This is a genomic window from Novosphingobium sp. BL-S-21 (assembly GCF_055521655.1).
Genome location: NZ_CM145496.1, coordinates 1,762,259 through 1,777,171 on the forward strand (window position 1 = coordinate 1,762,259; position 14,913 = coordinate 1,777,171).

Consider the following 14,913-nt stretch of genomic DNA (forward strand, 5'->3'; position numbering starts at 1 on the left):
CGGCGCAGGCGCTCAATTCCAGACAGCGGACGGCGCTTCAGGCCGTCATTTCAGCTTGGCGAACTCGGCGTCGATCTGAGCACCCAGCATGTCGTCGAGCAAACCGCAATTGCGCACGCGCTCGATCGCGCGGTCGAGTTCGAGGGCTCCGGGCGTTCCCGCCAGCCGCGCCTTGAAGTCGCGCGCGATCCGGGTGGCCCTATCCACCGAGCAGAACCGCCCGAGCATCTGCGGCAGGCGCCGGACCAGGAACGGCCCATCGCTGCCGTCCAGCAGCCCGTCCAGGTGCGCGAGCGCCCAATCGTAACCCAGCTCGCGCGTGGCGCTGCGCGCCATCACGCCGTCCAGCAGGTCGCGTCTTTCGCTTTCGCGCAGACGCGGGTCGTCCATGGCGAGCAGCCAGGCCGCGAGCTTGGCATCTCCGGTGCGGGAGGCGGCTGCCAGCGCCGCGGGCCGGAACACCGGGTCCTCCGAGGCGAGCGCCCGGTCCACCAGATCCCGCGCCGCTTCGGCAGGCCGCCGATAGAGGTAGAGATCGAGCGCATGGTCCAGCCAGGCAGGGTCGAGCGCGGCATGGTCACCGGCCAGATAGGCCGCCATGGCATCGGCGAGCTGGTCGCGCAGGCGCGCGCCGCGCCCGGTGTTGAGCAGGGCCGCCACCACTTGCACGCGGCGCTGGGTCCGCGCCGGCGCCTCATGGGCATAGACCCCGAGGCGAGGGTCGAAGCCGAGTTCCTTGAGCAGCGGCGCATAGAGCCGCTCGCGCAAGAGACCGAAGCTGCGCCGCGCCGGAGTGCCGACGAAGCCTTCCATCATGTAGCGGGCCAGTGCCTTGTCCGGCGCATCGGCGGCGTGAGGGTCCGGATGGCGGATCAGCTTGCGAGCCAGTCCCGCCATTTCCGCCACGTTGCCGCGCCCGGCCCGGATCGAGGCATCGAGCGAATCGACAAGCGCCAGGGCCTCGCCGCCGGGCAGGCGGTCGGCCTCGGCGATCAGCGCCTTCCAGTGGTTGGCGGTGAGTTCGAAGCGATAGTAGCCGCTGCCTCCGGCATTGGGGAACACCGGCCCTTCTCCGGGCACCGAGAAGGCCTGCGTGCCCTGGTCCATGATCGTGCACAGCCGCTGGGACCCGCGATGAAAGCAGAGCGGGATCGTCCAGCGCGCCTCGGGCGGCGCCACACCGGCCGTGGTATAGCGAAGCTGCGTCACCGTGACCCGGTCCCCGGCCTGGCGCATGGCGAGCAGCGGCACGCCCTGCTGCTCCACGAAACTGCGCATGGCCGGCACCAGGCGAGGGTCTCCGGCCACGTCGGCCAGGGCGGCAAAGAAATCGGCGCTGGTGGCGCTACCCTGCCGGTGGGCGTCGATGTAGCGGCGCACACCCTGGCGGAAGCGCTCCTCTCCCAGCCACTGCGCAATCATGCCCACGACATGACCGCCCTTCCCGTAAGTGATCGAATCGAAAGCGGAATCGATCCGCTCGCTGGTTTCGATAGGCTGGCGGATCGGCCTGCCGGCGAGCAGGCCGTCGATGTCCATCGCCTGATACCCGGTGCCCAGTGCATCGCCCGCAATGCCAAGGTCCGGCCGCCACTGCTCGCCCACGCGGTAGCCGATCCAGTTGGCGAAGCTCTCGTTGAGCCAGAGATCGTCCCACCAGTCCGGCGTGACGAGATCGCCGAACCACTGGTGGCCGAGTTCGTGCGCCACGATCATGCCGAACTGCCGCTGCTGCTCCACCGGCGCGTTCTCGTCCATGACAAGGATGTCGTCGCGGTAGAGGTCGGCGCCGGGGTTCTCCATGGCACCCGGGAGGATCGGGCTGGTCACCTGGTCGAGCTTCGGGAAGGGAAAGCGCTCTCCGAAATAGTCCTCCAGCAGGGTGACGATGCGCTTGCTGCCCTCCAGCGCGAAGGCGAGGTTCGCCGCGTTCTGGCGGGTGGAGACGATCCGCAGCGGCAAGGGTTCTGCCCGCTGGGGCGAAGGCGGCACTTCGCCGGACACGCTGGCGAATGGCCCGGCCATGATCGCCACCAGGTAGGTCGGCAGCGGCGGGCCGGGGGCGAAGCGGTGAACGGCCAGGCCATTCTCGATCACCGCGGTACCCACTTCCGGGCCATTGCTGATCGCCATGAGGCCCGGCGGGGTGCGCAAGGTGACGGCGAAAGGCGTCTTGAAGCCCGGTTGGTCGAAACCGGGAAATACGGCGCGCGCGTCGATCGACTGGAACTGGCTCCAGGCATACCACGCGCCTTCCACTTCCACCCGGAACAGACCGGCGGGGCCCTGACCGAATGCCGCCGAGTAGTCGAAGGAAAGCGTGAGCCGGCCGGGGGGGAGCGGCTCGTCGAAACGCACTTCGGCCAGCCCGTTCGCATCGAGCTGGCGCCAGTGCGCCGAGACACCGCGCGCGCCGATCCGCGCTTCCGCACGCGTGACATCGAGATCGCGGCCATGAAGATAGATCCGCGAGGTTCCGGCGGCCAATGTCAGGTCGATCTCGACATGGCCGGAAAACCGCGGCTTTGCCGGATCGAGCGTCATGTCCAGCCGATAGGCCAGGGGCCTGACGGAATCGTCGAGGCGGCCGAAGGGAAGGTCCGGTCTTTCCGCCGAGACGAGGATGCCGGACGCTTCCGCGACCGGCCCCGATGCCGCATCCTGCGCGCGCGCCGCCCCAGGCGCTGCCAGCAGCGCGGCAAACACGACCGGGCGGAGACCGACCCTCATCGGGTCAGCGCATCAGGCCCCCGATAAGGTTGCGGGCAAAGCGGCCCAGCCCCGGGAAGCCGATCGCCTTGCCGAAGGCGTCGCCCACGGTGCCGGCGGCCGCGCTGGCGGCCGAGGCCTTGGGATCCGCGCGGCTCTTCTTGCCCTGCATCGACTGCGCCAGGATCGACCCCGCGCTGGCAGCCGCCGCGCCGGCCGCCGCCTTGGCGACCTTGCCGCCCAGCCCGTCCCACAAGCTGGGGTTCTTGCGCTCCTGCCGGCCGACTTCCTCCTTGCCCTTTTCCGCCACTTCCTGGGCCGTGGCCGCGGCATCGGCGGCCTTGGCGGCAAGCACTTCCTCGGCGCTTTCGCGGTTTACGGGGCTGTCGTACTTGCCCTCGAAAGGACTGATCGACTGGATGATCGCCCGCTCCTTGGGCTCGATCGGCCCCAGTCGCGAGCGTGGCGGCGCGATCAGCGTGCGCTGGACCACGGTGGGGGCGCCTTCCTCGTCGAGCGTGGAGACCAGTGCCTCGCCCACTTTCAGCTCGGTGATCGCCGTTTCGACGTCGAGCGCGGGATTGATGCGGAACGTATCGGCCGCCGCCTTGATCGCCCGCTTGTCGCGCGGGGTGAAGGCCCGCAGCGCATGCTGCACGCGGTTGCCGAGCTGTCCGGCAATGTCCTCGGGAATGTCGATGGGATTCTGCGTCACGAAGTAGACGCCCACGCCCTTCGAACGGACGAGGCGCACCACTTGCTCCACTTTGTCCTGAAGCGCCTTGGGCGCATCGTCGAACAGCAGGTGGGCCTCGTCGAAGAAGAACACCAGCCGGGGCTTTTCGGGATCGCCCACTTCGGGCAGCACTTCGAACAGCTCGGACAACAGCCATAGCAGGAAGGTGGCGTAGAGCTTGGGGCTGCGCATCAGCTTGTCGGCGGCGAGCACGTTGATGAAGCCGCGCCCCTTGTCGTCGCAGCGGATGAAGTCGGCGATTTCCAGCGCCGGCTCGCCGAAGAACTGCGCCGCGCCCTGGCTGTCCAGCGCCAGGACCTGCCGCTGGATCGTGCCGACGCTCGCCTTGGTGACATTGCCGTACCTGGCCGAAAGCGCTGCGGCATTTTCCGCCACATGGGCCAGCATCGCCTGGAGATCGGGCAAGTCGAGCAGCAGCAGCCCCTGCTCGTCGGCATAGCGGAAGACGACGTTGAGCACGCCTTCCTGCGTGTCGTTGAGGTCCATCAGCCGCGACAGCAGCAGCGGCCCCATTTCCGAGATCGTGGTGCGGACGGGATGGCCCTGCTCGCCGTAGATGTCCCAGAAGATCGCGGGATTGTCCGAATAGGCATAGTCCGCCATGCCGATTTCGCGCGCGCGGGTTTCCAGCACGGCGGCGTTCTTGAACTGCGGGCTGCCCGGCATCGAGATGCCCGAAAGATCGCCCTTCACGTCCGCCAGGAATACCGGCACGCCGGCTGCGGAAAACTGCTCGGCAATGGTCTGCAGGGTCACCGTCTTGCCGGTGCCGGTGGCACCCGCGATCAGCCCGTGACGGTTGGCGCGGTCCAGCCGCAACACCTGACGTTCACCATTGGCCCCGAGTCCCAGGAAAATCTCGTCCATTCACCGCTCCTTGCACCCGCCATGGTGATAGAGCGGCCTTGGCGCCAGCGCGAGAGGGATTCTGGGAACGCGCGCGCTCATCGCCCCGGCCGTCCGCGCCGCATGGGCTGGTGCGGTTCCCGAACCCTCGCTAAAGGCGCGGCAAGACCATGTCCGAAATATTCGTCCTCCTCGATGATGCCCGCCGCGAAGGCGCCGGCGACGCCCGGCTCTACCGCGCGCCGAGCGAGATCGTGATCGCCCGCAGCGCCGAAGAGGTGGTGCCGGCGCTCGCGCGGATCGAGCAGCTCGCCGCGCAAGGGCTGCACCTGGCGGGCTACCTGGCCTACGAGGCCGGACTGGCCCTCGAACCGCGGCTGGCGGGGCGCCTGCCCGGACGCACCGGGGTGACCGGCCCGCTCGTGTGGTTCGGCGCCTTTGCCGGATACGAGACGATCGCCGCGCTGGACGTGCCGGACTGGCTCGCCCGCCATGCCCCGCCGGGCCGCGTCGGCATCGGACCGCTGGAACCGCAGATCACGACCGGCGACTATGAACGGGTCTTTTCCCGGATTCACGGCGCCATCGAGGCGGGGGACATCTATCAGGCGAACCTCACGTTCCCGCTGGCCGGTCCCTGGCATGGCGATCCGCTGGCGCTCTATGCCGCGATCCGGCCTTCCGCCGCGGCCGGCTATGGCGGCGTGGTCTGCGACGGTGCGCAGTACCTGCTGAGCTTCTCGCCCGAACTGTTCTTCGCGCTGGAAGACGGCCGGGTGACGGTGCGCCCGATGAAGGGCACCCGCCCGCGCGGCCAGGATGCGGCGCAGGACCAGGCCCTGCGCGCGGAACTCGCCGGTTCCGCAAAGGACCGGGCAGAGAACCTCATGATCCTGGACCTCATGCGCAACGACCTCTCGCGCGTTGCCGAAGCCGGCAGTGTCCGCGTGGAGGATGCCTTCGCGATCGAGAGCTATCCCACCGTCCACCAGATGGTCTCCACCGTCCGCGCCGATCTGGCGGAGAGCAAGGGCGCCGTCGATATCCTGCGGGCGCTGTTTCCCTGCGGCTCGATCACTGGCGCGCCGAAGATCCGCGCCATGGAGCTGATCGCCGAAGGGGAATCCCATGCCCGCGGCCCCTATTGCGGCTCGATCGGCCGGATCGATCCTACTGGCGATGCCGCCTTCAATGTGGCAATTCGCACTCTGCATCTAACGGGGCGCCTGGCGCCGGGCGAGAACGGGGCCGGCCGTGCGGTCCTCGGCGTCGGCTCGGCCGTGGTCGCCGATTCAAAAGCGCTTCCCGAATGGCGGGAATGCCTGGTCAAAGGGGGTTTCGTGAGAGAGTCGGCAGGGGCATCCTCGCCCGCCAGTTTCGACCTGATCGAGACGATGTGCTTCACGCCCGAAAAGGGCATCCCGCTGCTCGAACATCATCTCGAGCGGATTCGCGGCAGTGCCGAGACGCTGGGCTTCAGCTTCGATCGCCATGCGGTGCGCAATGCCATCCAGGCGCTCTGCTTCGATGCGGAAAGCCCCTCGAAACTGCGCCTCGTCGCCTCGCGCAGCGGCGCCTATGCGCTGGAGCTGTCCGAACTGCCGCAGCCGATGGGCGAGCCGGTCAGCGTGGGCGTGCTGCGCCTGCCGGTGGACAGCGGCGACTGGCGCCTGCGCCACAAGACCAGCGACCGCGGCTTCTATGAGGCGGGCCTGGCCGCCGCCAAGGCCGCCGGCGCACAGGAAGCGCTGTTCCTGCGGGACGACGGGCTGGTTACCGAGGGCACCTTCACCAATCTCTTCGTCGAACGCGATGGCCGGCTGCTGACGCCGCCGCTGGCGCTGGGCCTGCTCGCCGGCGTGCTGCGCCGCTCGCTGATCGAGGAAGACCGCGCGGTGGAAGCCGAACTGACTTTGGACGATCTGGCGGAAGGCTTCTTCATCGGCAATTCCCTGCGCGGGCTGCTTCCCGCGCGGCTGCTGGCGTGACGCGCGGCACCATGCACGGTTCCGCCGCCCTTGCGCGCATCGCCCCTTCCGGCACCACCGCGATGACCGACCGCGCGATCGAACTGCGCGAATCCGGTCTCGACATCATCTCGCTCTCGGTGGGCGAGCCCGACTTCCCCACTCCGCCCCATGTGATCGAGGCCGCCAAGGCCGCGCTCGATGCCGGCCAGACGAAGTATACCGCGGTCGGTGGCACCTCGCAGCTCAAGCAGGCCGCCGCCCTGCACTTCGCGCGCGACCTGGGGATCGAGGTTCCCGCCTCGCAAGTGACGGTCAGCGCGGGCGGCAAGCAGGCGATCTTCCATGCCATGCTGGCCACGGTGAGCGAAGGCGACGAAGTAATCGTGCCCTCGCCCTGGTGGGTAAGCTATCCCGAGATCGTGCGCTTCGCGGGCGGCAAGGTCGTTCCGCTGCTGACTTCGGCCAAGGACAACTTCCGCTTCACCGCCGCCGATCTCGAAGCGCAGATCGGGCCGCGCACGCTCTGGGTGCTGCTCAACAGCCCCGGAAATCCGACCGGCGCCTATTACCCGGAGGAGATGCTGCGCGGGATCGGCGAAGTGCTGCGCCGTCATCCGCGCGTGATGGTGCTGTCCGACGATATCTACGCGCCGATCAAATACGCCATCGACAGTAATGGCGGCCGCCCGCATGCCACGCTGGCCAACCTCTGCCCCGATCTTGCCGACCGCATCCTGACGGTCTCGGGCGTGTCCAAGAGCCACGCGATGACGGGTTTCCGCATCGGCGTGGCGGCCGGCCCGCAGTGGCTTATCAAGGCGATGGAAAAGCTCCAGTCGCATTCCTCGGGCAATCCCTGTTCGATCAGCCAGGCCGCCGCCGTCGCCGCTTTCGCGGGGCCGCAGGACTTCCTGGCCGAATGGCGGGAACGGTTCCGCCAGCGGCGCGACAAGGTGGTGGCCGCGATCAACGCGATCCCCGGCCTCTCCACCCCGACCCCGGACGGCGCGTTCTACTGCATGATCGACGCCGCCCCGCTGATGGGCCGCTTCGGGGACGACGTGAAGCTCACACTGCACCTGCTGGAACACGGCGTGGCGCTGGTTCCCGCCTCCGCCTTCGGCGGGCGTGACGGCTTCCGCATCAGTTTCGCCGCGGACGACGCGCGGCTCGAAGAAGCGCTTCGGCGCATAGAGAAAGCATTGACGTAACATGGAACTGGAAATCCTCTTCGAGGACGGCGAAGCGCTGGTCATCGACAAGCCCGGCGGCCTTCCGCTCGACACGCCCCGCGCGGGCGGTCGCAGCCTCGAAGACCGGCTCGAGGAATTGACGCTGGGCTTCCAGCGGCTGCCCATGCCGGTGCACCGGCTTGACCGCGACACGTCGGGATGCCTGTTGCTGGCGCGCAATCCCAAGGCGCTGAAGCGCTTTTCCGCCGCTTTCGAGGAAAAGCTGGTCAAGAAGCGCTACCTCGGCATCGTCGCCGGCACCCTGTCGGAAGAGGAAGGCACGATCGCGCTCAACCTCTCCAAGGTCAGCACGGTCAAGGACGGCTGGCGCATGATCCCGGCGAAGAAGGGCAAGCCCGCCGTCACCCACTGGCGCAAGCTGGACGAGAAGAACGGCTTGACCCTGGTGGAATTCCGCCCCGAGACCGGCCGTACCCACCAGATCCGCGTCCACGCCGCTTCCGGCCTGGGCCTGCCGCTGCTCGGCGATCCGGTCTACGGCAGCAGCAAGGGCGCGCCGCGCACCATGCTTCATGCGGCCGGCCTCACCGTGCCGCGCGGCGACAAGGAGCCGATCGTGGCCGTCGCGCCGCTCCCGGCCGATTTCGCCGCTTTCGGCTTCAGCGATGAATGAGCGAGGTTGAGGAGACCGTCGGCCGCGCCCAGGCCCTGGCGAGCGAGAGTTTCATCGCTTCGACCGGGCCGGGCGGGCAGAACGTCAACAAAGTCGCGACCGCCGTTCAATTGCGGCTCAACGTCTATGCGTTGCGCCTGACGCCGCCGGTCTTCGCGCGGCTGAAGGAACTGGCGGGCAGCCGCATGACCGCGGCGGGCGAACTGATGTTCACCGCCCGCCGCTTCCGCACCCAGGAAGCCAACCGCGCCGATGCCCGCGAACGCCTGGCGGACATGCTGCGCGATGCTCACAAGCTGCCGGAAAAGCGCGCGAAGAGCCGCCTCAACCGGGTCGGCAAGGAGCAGCGGCTCAAGGGCAAGAAGTTGCGCGGCTCGGTGAAGGCCGGGCGGGGCAAAGTCAGCTTCGACTGACGCTCACTCGGCCTGCGTGGCGGCAGCGCCCGTGGGCGCCGAGGTCGAGGCAGGTTCGGGCCGGGCATCGAACATTTCCGCCGCCTCGTCCAGCGCCCGCGCCTCGCCGACCGTGACGCCGTCCGGCCCCGGCGGATCGGACTGTCCGCAAGCCGCCAGGGACAGGGTTGCGATCAGGAAGCAGAGCGTTCTCATAAAGGCTGCTTAACCCAGCGCGGCCGCCATCTCAAACGCCTGAAATCAAGCATCGCACCAAGACCCTCGCAACCCTGAGGCTTCCCCGGACTTCCCACTGACACCGTTTGCCCCGATACCTGTCGTCGGCAGCAACCAGCCATGAGGAGTCGTCATGTCGAAGATCGTCGTCGTCGTCGGAAGCCTTCGCGCCGAATCGTACAACCACCAATTCGCGAAAGCCCTGACCCGGCTGCCGGCGGCCTCAGGCCACGATTTCGTGTTCGCGGATATCGGGTCCCTGCCGCTCTACAACCAGGACCACGATGGCAACCAGGCGCAGCCGGTGAAGGATCTGAAGGCGCTGGTGCGCAACAGCGACGGCGTGATCTTCGTGACGCCGGAATACAACCGCTCGATCCCCGGCGTGCTCAAGAACGCCATCGACAACGCCTCGCGTCCCTATGGCGACAGCGCCTGGGCGGGCAAGCCGGCAGGCGTGATCGGCGTGTCGATCGGTGCGATCGGGACCGCGCTTTCCCAGCAGCACTTGCGCAACGTGCTGGCCTACCTCGACATGCCCACCCTGGGCGCGCCGGAAGCCTTCATCCAGTGGAAGGACGGCCTGCTCACCCCGGACGGCACCGTGGGCGAGCAGTCGGCCGGGTTCGTCGGCGGCTGGCTTGAAGCGTTCCTCGCGCTGGTGGACCGCCACCGGGATTGAGGCAGATCGTCGTCCCGGACTTCGATCCGGGACGACGTTCTTGTCAGAGGATGCCGGCCGTCTTGCCCGCGCGGGTGAACATGCCGATGATCTGCTGGACCTGTTCGGCCGAATGTTCGGCGCAGAGCGAGCAGCGCAGCAGCGTCATGTTCGCAGGCGTTGCCGGCGGCCTTGCGAGGTTCACATAGAGACCTTCGTGCAGCAGCGCTTCCCACATCATGGCGCCGCGTTCGAGATCGGGCATGATGACGGCGATGATCGCGCTCTGCGGTTCGTCGGTGCCGAGCTGGAAGCCAGCATCGGTCAGGCCCTTGTGCAGCGTGCGCGAGCTTTCCCAGAGGTGGGCGCGCTTTTCGGCGGCCGTCATCAGCTTGCGGATCGAGGTCGTGGCGGTAGCGACGACGCTGGGCGGCAGGCTGGCGGTGAAGACGTAAGGGCGGCAGACCAAGCGCATGATCTCGAACTTCGGGTGGTTCGAAACGCAGAACCCGCCGACGGTGCCGACCGACTTGGAGAACGTGCCGATCACGAAGTCCACGTCTTCGAGGCAGCCCTGGTCCTCGGCCACGCCGCGCCCGTTGGGACCGATGAAGCCCATCGAGTGCGCTTCGTCCACCAGCACCATGGCGCCGTACTTCTTGGCGACGGCGATCATCTCCTTGAGCGGGGCGATATCGCCCAGCATCGAGTAGACTCCTTCCAGCACGACCAGCTTGCCCGCGCCCTCGGGAATGCGGCGCAGGCGCTTTTCCATCGCCTCGATGTCATTGTGCTTGAACGGCACGACTTCGGCGTCGCCCATCTTGCAGCCGTCCCAGATGGAAGCGTGGCTGTCGATGTCGAGGACGATGTAGTCACCCTTGCCGGCGATCGTCGAGATGATGCCCAGGTTGGCCTGGTAGCCGGTGGAGAACACCATGGCGTGCTTCATGTCGTAGAAGTCGCATAGCGCTTCCTCGACCGCCTTGTGCCCGGCGTAAGTTCCGTTGAGCACGCGGCTGCCGGTGGTGCCGGCGCCGAAATCGTCCAGCGCCTGCTTGCCGGCCGCGATCACGTCAGGATCGAAGGTCATGCCCATGTAGTTGTAAGTGCCGAGCAGGATCGTCTCGCGCCCGTTGCACAGGGCGACGGTGGGTGAGATCACCTTTTCCATGACGAGGCCGAACGGATCGGTGACGCCGGTGGACAGCAGATCGCGGCGCATCTCGATCAGGGGATCGAACTTGCTGAACAGGTCCGCGTGGCCCTGGGTTTCGTTTTCGCTGAGCATATCGGTCATCGCGATGGATCCCTCAGCCCTGGAGCTTGACCACGGCGTCGACGAGCTGGCCGTAGTTCTCGATCTCGGCCTGCTGGTTCATCGAGATGATGATGTCGAATTCGTCCTCGATCGCGGCCACGAAGTCCATGACGGTCAGGCTGTCGAACTCGAGGTCGTCAGTGAAGCGGGTCGCGTCGGCGACTTCGATGCCCTTCTTGTTGAAGGGCTCGATCAGCGCGGCGATGCGGGCCGAGGTCTCTGCGCGGTCCATGGTCATTTCAACTCCGGTAATTTCGGGCGGCGCTCTGGCCGATAATTGCGGCGCAAAAGCGGCGACGGGGGGTAAAGTCAAGCACAGGCGCGACACTTGTCGCTTCCGCCGCGAAGACGGTTGCGACATCGCCGCCATATCACAGCAAGTCGCGGACCGCGCGCATGAACGGGCCGATCGACACCGGCTTGGCCAGATAGCCTTCGGCGCCGGCCTCGCGGATGCGCTCCTCGTCGCCCTTGCCGGCATAAGCGGTGACGGCCAGCACCGGGATCGTGCGCAGCACCGGATCCTTCTTGGCCGCCTCGATCAGGTCCAGGCCCGATACATTGGGCAACTGGATATCCATGATAACGAGATTGGGCACGAATTCCCGGGCGCGCTCCAGCGCGTCGAGGCCATCGGCCACCGGCTCCACGGCGAAGCCCTGGCTCCTGAGCACATCGCAAAAGAGCTTCCGATTGAGGTCGTTGTCCTCGACAACTAGGATACGCTTTGCCATTCGACGCGTGATCACCATCTAAGGGCGGGGAAACCCGCTCTATGACAGGCAAGCGAGACTGACAATTCTTCGAGAGTCGCCATCCCCATCGCAGGACCCGCAGGCCCTTGCGCTCAATGCCCTCGGTTGGGTGCTGGCAGACCAGGACCGCGCCGAGCGTTTCCTGGCGCTGACCGGCCTGACGCCCGATGTCCTGCGCGCCTCGCTGGGACAGCAGGCCACGATGGCGGCGGTCCTGGAGTTTCTCTGCTCGCACGAACCGGACCTCGTCGCCGCGGCCGAAGCGCTGGACGTCGCGCCGGAAATGCTGGTCCGCGCAAGGGAAAGGCTCGGCACATGACGAATCGCACCGGCAGGCCGCTGCTCATCACCGATTGCGACGAAGTGCTCCTCTACATGATCTCGCATTTCCGGGACTGGCTGGCCGAGGACGAAGGCGTCACCTTCGCCATGGAGCGCGGCGAATTTTCCGGCGCGATGCGGCGCACGCAAGGCGGCGACCTGCTCGAACAGGCGGAAATGTGGTCGCTCCTGAACAAGTTCTTCGACGGCCAGATGCATCGGCAGACCCCGGTGGACGGCGCCGTCGCGGCGATTCGCGAGATCGCGCATCATGCCGACGTGGTGGTGCTCACCAACCTCATGGATTTCCGCCAGGAAGCCCGCCGTCAGCAATTGCTGGAGCACGGGATCGACGTGCGCGTCTTCACCAACCAGGGACCGAAAGGCCCTGCTCTCAAGGCGATTCTCGACGAGTACGCGCCTTCGCGGGCGGTCTTCGTGGACGATCTGGCCCAGCACCACGGCTCCGTGGCAGGCGTGGCGCCGGAGATCGGGCGCCTGCACCTCTGCGCCGAGCCGCTGCTCGCCCCGCATATCGCCTGCGCCCATGTCGCCGGCCATGCCCATGCGCGAATCGACCGCTGGCAGGACGCCGCGCCCTGGCTGATCGACTGGCTGACACGCAGCGACGCTACCAAGACCGAATCCTGATCCCGTTCCTCTCACAAGGAAGACGCTGACGATGAGTGCTATCGAATCCCGCCTGGCCGAACTGGGCCTGACCCTTCCCGAACCCGCCGCCCCGGTCGCGGCCTATGTGCCGGTGGTGGTCGCGGGCGGCCTCGCCCATGTCTCGGGCCAGCTGCCTTTCGTGGAAGGCAAGCTGGTAACCGGCCGCCTGGGTGAAGACGTGGACCTGGAATCCGGTGTCGAGGCGGCGCAGGCCTGCGCGGTGATGATCCTGGCGCAGCTCAAGGCCGCGCTCGGCTCGCTCGACCGCGTGGAGCGCGTGGTCAAGCTGGGCGCCTTCGTCAATTCGGCCGGCGACTTCACCGACCAGCCGAAAGTCGCCAACGGCGCTTCGGAACTGATGGTCGCGGTGTTCGGCGAGGCGGGCAAGCATGCCCGCAGCGCGGTCGGCGTGCCGGTCCTGCCGCTGGGCGCCGCTGTCGAAGTGGACGCCATCGTTGCCGTTCGCCCTGCTTGACCGCTGGTGCTCGCCGCCGCCCGATCCGCGCAAGGTCGGGTGGATCGGCGGGCATGACTATGCCCATCGCGGGCTGCACGGCGCGGTGATTCCCGAAAACTCGCTCGCGGCTTTCCGGCTGGCGATCGAGGAAGGCTATGGCATCGAACTCGACGTGCAGCGCGCGGGGGATGGCACACCCGTCGTGTTCCACGATTCCACGCTGGAGCGCCTGACCGACGAGGCCGGCGCAGTTTCCCGGCATAGCGCGGCGCAGCTGGCCGCGTTCACCCTGGGCGGCACGGCCGAGAGCATTCCCAGCCTGCGCCAGGCGCTCACCCTGATCGGCGGCCGCAAGCCGGTGCTGATCGAGCTGAAATCCTCGCGCGGGACCCGGGTCGCCGCGCTCTGCCTGGCGGTGCGGCGGGTGCTGGAGGGCTATACCGGCCCCCACGCCGTGATGAGCTTCGACCCGCGCGTCTCGCGCTGGTACCGGCGCCATTCGCCTCACACCGTGCGCGGGCTGATCGTGTCCGAGGGCGAGGACCGCGCCCTGGCCGGAAAAATCCGCCGCCGACTCACGCTCTGGCAGGCCCGGCCGGACTTCCTGGCCTACGACATCCGCGACCTGCCCAGCCGCTTTGCCGCTGCCCAGCGCCGACGCGGCCTGCCGGTCGCGACCTGGACCGTGCGCAGGCCGGACCACCGCGAGCGCGCCGGCATCCATGCGGACGCCGTGATTTTCGAGCGTCCTTCGGAAGAACCGGCATGAGCGCCGGGCCCGGCGAGGAGGAAGGCAAGCGCAAGCCCGGCGGCGAATTCGTCGCCCGGATCCACGGCGGCGTCGACGGACTTCCGGCAGCGGAATGGGATGCCCTGACCGGCGGCGGCAACCCCTTCGTTTCCCACGCCTTCCTGGCAGCCATGGAGCAATCGGGAAGCGTCGGCGGCGATAGCGGCTGGACACCCGTGCCGATCACCATCGCCGGGCCCGACGGACAACTCGCCGCGGCGCTTCCGGCCTATCTCAAGGAACACAGCCAGGGCGAATATGTGTTCGACCATGCCTGGGCCGATGCCTGGCACCGGGCCGGCGGATCGTACTATCCCAAGCTCCAGATCGCCGCGCCCTTCACGCCGGCCACCGGCCCGCGCCTGCTCACGCCGCACCCGGAACTGGCCCCGGCGCTGATCGCCGCCGCCGAAACCGTCTGCCGCGACAATGGCCTGTCCTCTGCCCACGCGACGTTCATCGAACCCGCGCAAGTGCCGCTGTTCGAGGCGGCCGACTGGCTGCTGCGCGAGGACATCCAGTTCCACTGGGAAAATCGAGGCTATGCCAGCTTCGACGAATTTCTCGGCGCCCTCTCCTCGCGCAAGCGCAAGGACATTCGCAAGGAACGCGAAAAGGCGCAGGAAGACGTCGATATCCGCAGGCTCACCGGCGACGATCTGCGCGAGGAACACTGGGACGCGTTCTGGGAATTCTACCAGGACACCGGCGCCCGCAAATGGGGCCAGCCTTACCTGACGCGCGAGGCGTTCTCGCTCATGGGCCGGACCATGGCCGACCGCATCCTGCTGGTCCTGGCCTATATGGATGGGACGCCCGTGGCCGGGGCGCTGAACTTCATCGGCAGCGAGGCGCTCTACGGCCGCTATTGGGGTGCCGTGGTGGAAAAGCCCTTCCTGCATTTCGAGCTTTGCTACTACCAGGCGATCGACGCGGCCATCGCGCTCGGCCTCTCGCGCGTGGAAGCGGGGGCCCAAGGCGGGCACAAGCTTGCGCGCGGCTATGAGCCGGTGCGCACGATCTCGGCCCATTACATCGTCCATCCGGGGCTGCGCGCCGCCATCGCGGACTATCTCACGCAGGAGCGCTCCGGCATCGCGGGAGACCAGCTGCTGCTGGACGGACGGACGCCCTTCCGCAAGAGTTAGGCCGGAAAGGG

The 14,913-nt window shown here is 67.6% G+C and carries 16 protein-coding genes; 10 read left to right on the forward strand and 6 right to left on the reverse strand.

Annotated features, from left to right (window positions below; translation table 11 throughout):
* Positions 1–45: 45 nt before the first annotated feature.
* Together ACZ1J6_RS16775 and ACZ1J6_RS16780 are read right to left on the reverse strand one after the other, a co-directional pair.
* Positions 46–2,730, reverse strand: coding sequence for a M1 family metallopeptidase (locus ACZ1J6_RS16775; protein WP_465127563.1), 2,685 nt, complete (start codon positions 2,728–2,730; stop codon positions 46–48).
* Positions 2,731–2,734: 4 nt separating this feature from the next.
* Complete coding sequence (locus ACZ1J6_RS16780) at positions 2,735–4,333, reverse strand: helicase HerA-like domain-containing protein (RefSeq protein WP_134094692.1); 1,599 nt, start codon at positions 4,331–4,333, stop codon at positions 2,735–2,737.
* 149 nt (positions 4,334–4,482) lie between these two features.
* Between ACZ1J6_RS16780 and pabB the strand changes: the two genes are divergently transcribed.
* From pabB to arfB, 4 genes are read left to right on the forward strand one after another with little or no spacing between them, the layout of a single operon-like run.
* Positions 4,483–6,300, forward strand: a complete 1,818-nt coding sequence (gene pabB / locus ACZ1J6_RS16785; protein ID WP_465127564.1) for an aminodeoxychorismate synthase component I — start codon at positions 4,483–4,485, stop codon at positions 6,298–6,300.
* Between the two features lie 11 nt (positions 6,301–6,311).
* The gene (locus ACZ1J6_RS16790; protein ID WP_465128258.1) at positions 6,312–7,493 is read left to right on the forward strand and encodes a pyridoxal phosphate-dependent aminotransferase; all 1,182 of its coding nucleotides are present in this window, start codon (positions 6,312–6,314) and stop codon (positions 7,491–7,493) included.
* A 1-nt stretch (position 7,494) separates the two neighbouring features.
* The gene (locus ACZ1J6_RS16795) at positions 7,495–8,148 is read left to right on the forward strand and encodes an RluA family pseudouridine synthase (protein ID WP_132264682.1); all 654 of its coding nucleotides are present in this window, start codon (positions 7,495–7,497) and stop codon (positions 8,146–8,148) included.
* Positions 8,145–8,561, forward strand: coding sequence for an alternative ribosome rescue aminoacyl-tRNA hydrolase ArfB (gene arfB / locus ACZ1J6_RS16800; protein ID WP_465127565.1), 417 nt, complete (start codon positions 8,145–8,147; stop codon positions 8,559–8,561). Before ACZ1J6_RS16795 ends, arfB begins: the two co-directional genes overlap by 4 nt.
* Positions 8,562–8,564: 3 nt before the next feature.
* On the opposite strand, the gene ACZ1J6_RS16805 is transcribed toward arfB, so the two are convergent.
* Entirely contained in the window at positions 8,565–8,756 is a 192-nt protein-coding gene (locus tag ACZ1J6_RS16805) for a hypothetical protein (RefSeq protein WP_132264678.1), read from the reverse strand.
* Between the two features lie 154 nt (positions 8,757–8,910).
* Between ACZ1J6_RS16805 and ACZ1J6_RS16810 the strand changes: the two genes are divergently transcribed.
* Complete coding sequence (locus ACZ1J6_RS16810) at positions 8,911–9,459, forward strand: NADPH-dependent FMN reductase (protein ID WP_465127566.1); 549 nt, start codon at positions 8,911–8,913, stop codon at positions 9,457–9,459.
* Between the two features lie 43 nt (positions 9,460–9,502).
* Here the strand turns inward: ACZ1J6_RS16810 and spt are convergent, their stop codons facing one another.
* The 3 genes from spt to ACZ1J6_RS16825 form a co-directional block, all read right to left on the reverse strand.
* Complete coding sequence (gene spt / locus ACZ1J6_RS16815) at positions 9,503–10,738, reverse strand: serine palmitoyltransferase (RefSeq protein WP_314465050.1); 1,236 nt, start codon at positions 10,736–10,738, stop codon at positions 9,503–9,505.
* Between the two features lie 13 nt (positions 10,739–10,751).
* On the reverse strand, positions 10,752–10,991 hold the full coding sequence (locus ACZ1J6_RS16820; protein WP_132265304.1) for an acyl carrier protein: 240 nt from the start codon (positions 10,989–10,991) through the stop codon (positions 10,752–10,754).
* A 139-nt stretch (positions 10,992–11,130) separates the two neighbouring features.
* Entirely contained in the window at positions 11,131–11,493 is a 363-nt protein-coding gene (locus ACZ1J6_RS16825; protein ID WP_132264672.1) for a response regulator, read from the reverse strand.
* Positions 11,494–11,623: 130 nt separating this feature from the next.
* Between ACZ1J6_RS16825 and ACZ1J6_RS16830 the strand changes: the two genes are divergently transcribed.
* The 5 genes from ACZ1J6_RS16830 to ACZ1J6_RS16850 are packed head-to-tail and all read left to right on the forward strand — an operon-like array spanning position 11,624 to position 14,902.
* Positions 11,624–11,833, forward strand: coding sequence for a DUF3572 family protein (locus ACZ1J6_RS16830; RefSeq protein WP_465127567.1), 210 nt, complete (start codon positions 11,624–11,626; stop codon positions 11,831–11,833).
* Positions 11,830–12,486 (forward strand): HAD family hydrolase, encoded by a 657-nt coding sequence (locus ACZ1J6_RS16835; RefSeq protein ID WP_132264669.1) that lies wholly within the window; start codon positions 11,830–11,832, stop codon positions 12,484–12,486. Before ACZ1J6_RS16830 ends, ACZ1J6_RS16835 begins: the two co-directional genes overlap by 4 nt.
* 31 nt (positions 12,487–12,517) lie before the next feature.
* Positions 12,518–12,982: a RidA family protein gene (locus tag ACZ1J6_RS16840; RefSeq protein WP_132264667.1), complete on the forward strand. Its 465-nt coding sequence runs from the start codon at positions 12,518–12,520 to the stop codon at positions 12,980–12,982.
* Positions 12,963–13,733, forward strand: coding sequence for a glycerophosphodiester phosphodiesterase family protein (locus tag ACZ1J6_RS16845; protein ID WP_465127568.1), 771 nt, complete (start codon positions 12,963–12,965; stop codon positions 13,731–13,733). Before ACZ1J6_RS16840 ends, ACZ1J6_RS16845 begins: the two co-directional genes overlap by 20 nt.
* Complete coding sequence (locus tag ACZ1J6_RS16850; RefSeq protein ID WP_465127569.1) at positions 13,730–14,902, forward strand: GNAT family N-acetyltransferase; 1,173 nt, start codon at positions 13,730–13,732, stop codon at positions 14,900–14,902. The genes ACZ1J6_RS16845 and ACZ1J6_RS16850 overlap by 4 nt, the downstream gene beginning before the upstream one ends.
* Positions 14,903–14,913: the final 11 nt, after the last annotated feature.

What these genes read in the sequence shown, in the direction of transcription:
- ACZ1J6_RS16795 (WP_132264682.1), top strand. Translation starts at nt 7,495, where the DNA reads ATGGAACTGGAAATCCTCTTCGAGGACGGCGAAGCGCTGGTCATCGAC.
- ACZ1J6_RS16780 (WP_134094692.1), bottom strand. Translation starts at nt 4,333, where the DNA reads ATGGACGAGATTTTCCTGGGACTCGGGGCCAATGGTGAACGTCAGGTG.
- ACZ1J6_RS16820 (WP_132265304.1), bottom strand. Translation starts at nt 10,991, where the DNA reads ATGGACCGCGCAGAGACCTCGGCCCGCATCGCCGCGCTGATCGAGCCC.
- ACZ1J6_RS16775 (WP_465127563.1), bottom strand. Translation starts at nt 2,730, where the DNA reads ATGAGGGTCGGTCTCCGCCCGGTCGTGTTTGCCGCGCTGCTGGCAGCG.
- ACZ1J6_RS16850 (WP_465127569.1), top strand. Translation starts at nt 13,730, where the DNA reads ATGAGCGCCGGGCCCGGCGAGGAGGAAGGCAAGCGCAAGCCCGGCGGC.
- arfB (WP_465127565.1), top strand. Translation starts at nt 8,145, where the DNA reads ATGAGCGAGGTTGAGGAGACCGTCGGCCGCGCCCAGGCCCTGGCGAGC.
- pabB (WP_465127564.1), top strand. Translation starts at nt 4,483, where the DNA reads ATGTCCGAAATATTCGTCCTCCTCGATGATGCCCGCCGCGAAGGCGCC.
- ACZ1J6_RS16825 (WP_132264672.1), bottom strand. Translation starts at nt 11,493, where the DNA reads ATGGCAAAGCGTATCCTAGTTGTCGAGGACAACGACCTCAATCGGAAG.
- ACZ1J6_RS16835 (WP_132264669.1), top strand. Translation starts at nt 11,830, where the DNA reads ATGACGAATCGCACCGGCAGGCCGCTGCTCATCACCGATTGCGACGAA.
- ACZ1J6_RS16840 (WP_132264667.1), top strand. Translation starts at nt 12,518, where the DNA reads ATGAGTGCTATCGAATCCCGCCTGGCCGAACTGGGCCTGACCCTTCCC.
- ACZ1J6_RS16790 (WP_465128258.1), top strand. Translation starts at nt 6,312, where the DNA reads ATGCACGGTTCCGCCGCCCTTGCGCGCATCGCCCCTTCCGGCACCACC.
- ACZ1J6_RS16805 (WP_132264678.1), bottom strand. Translation starts at nt 8,756, where the DNA reads ATGAGAACGCTCTGCTTCCTGATCGCAACCCTGTCCCTGGCGGCTTGC.
- ACZ1J6_RS16810 (WP_465127566.1), top strand. Translation starts at nt 8,911, where the DNA reads ATGTCGAAGATCGTCGTCGTCGTCGGAAGCCTTCGCGCCGAATCGTAC.
- spt (WP_314465050.1), bottom strand. Translation starts at nt 10,738, where the DNA reads ATGACCGATATGCTCAGCGAAAACGAAACCCAGGGCCACGCGGACCTG.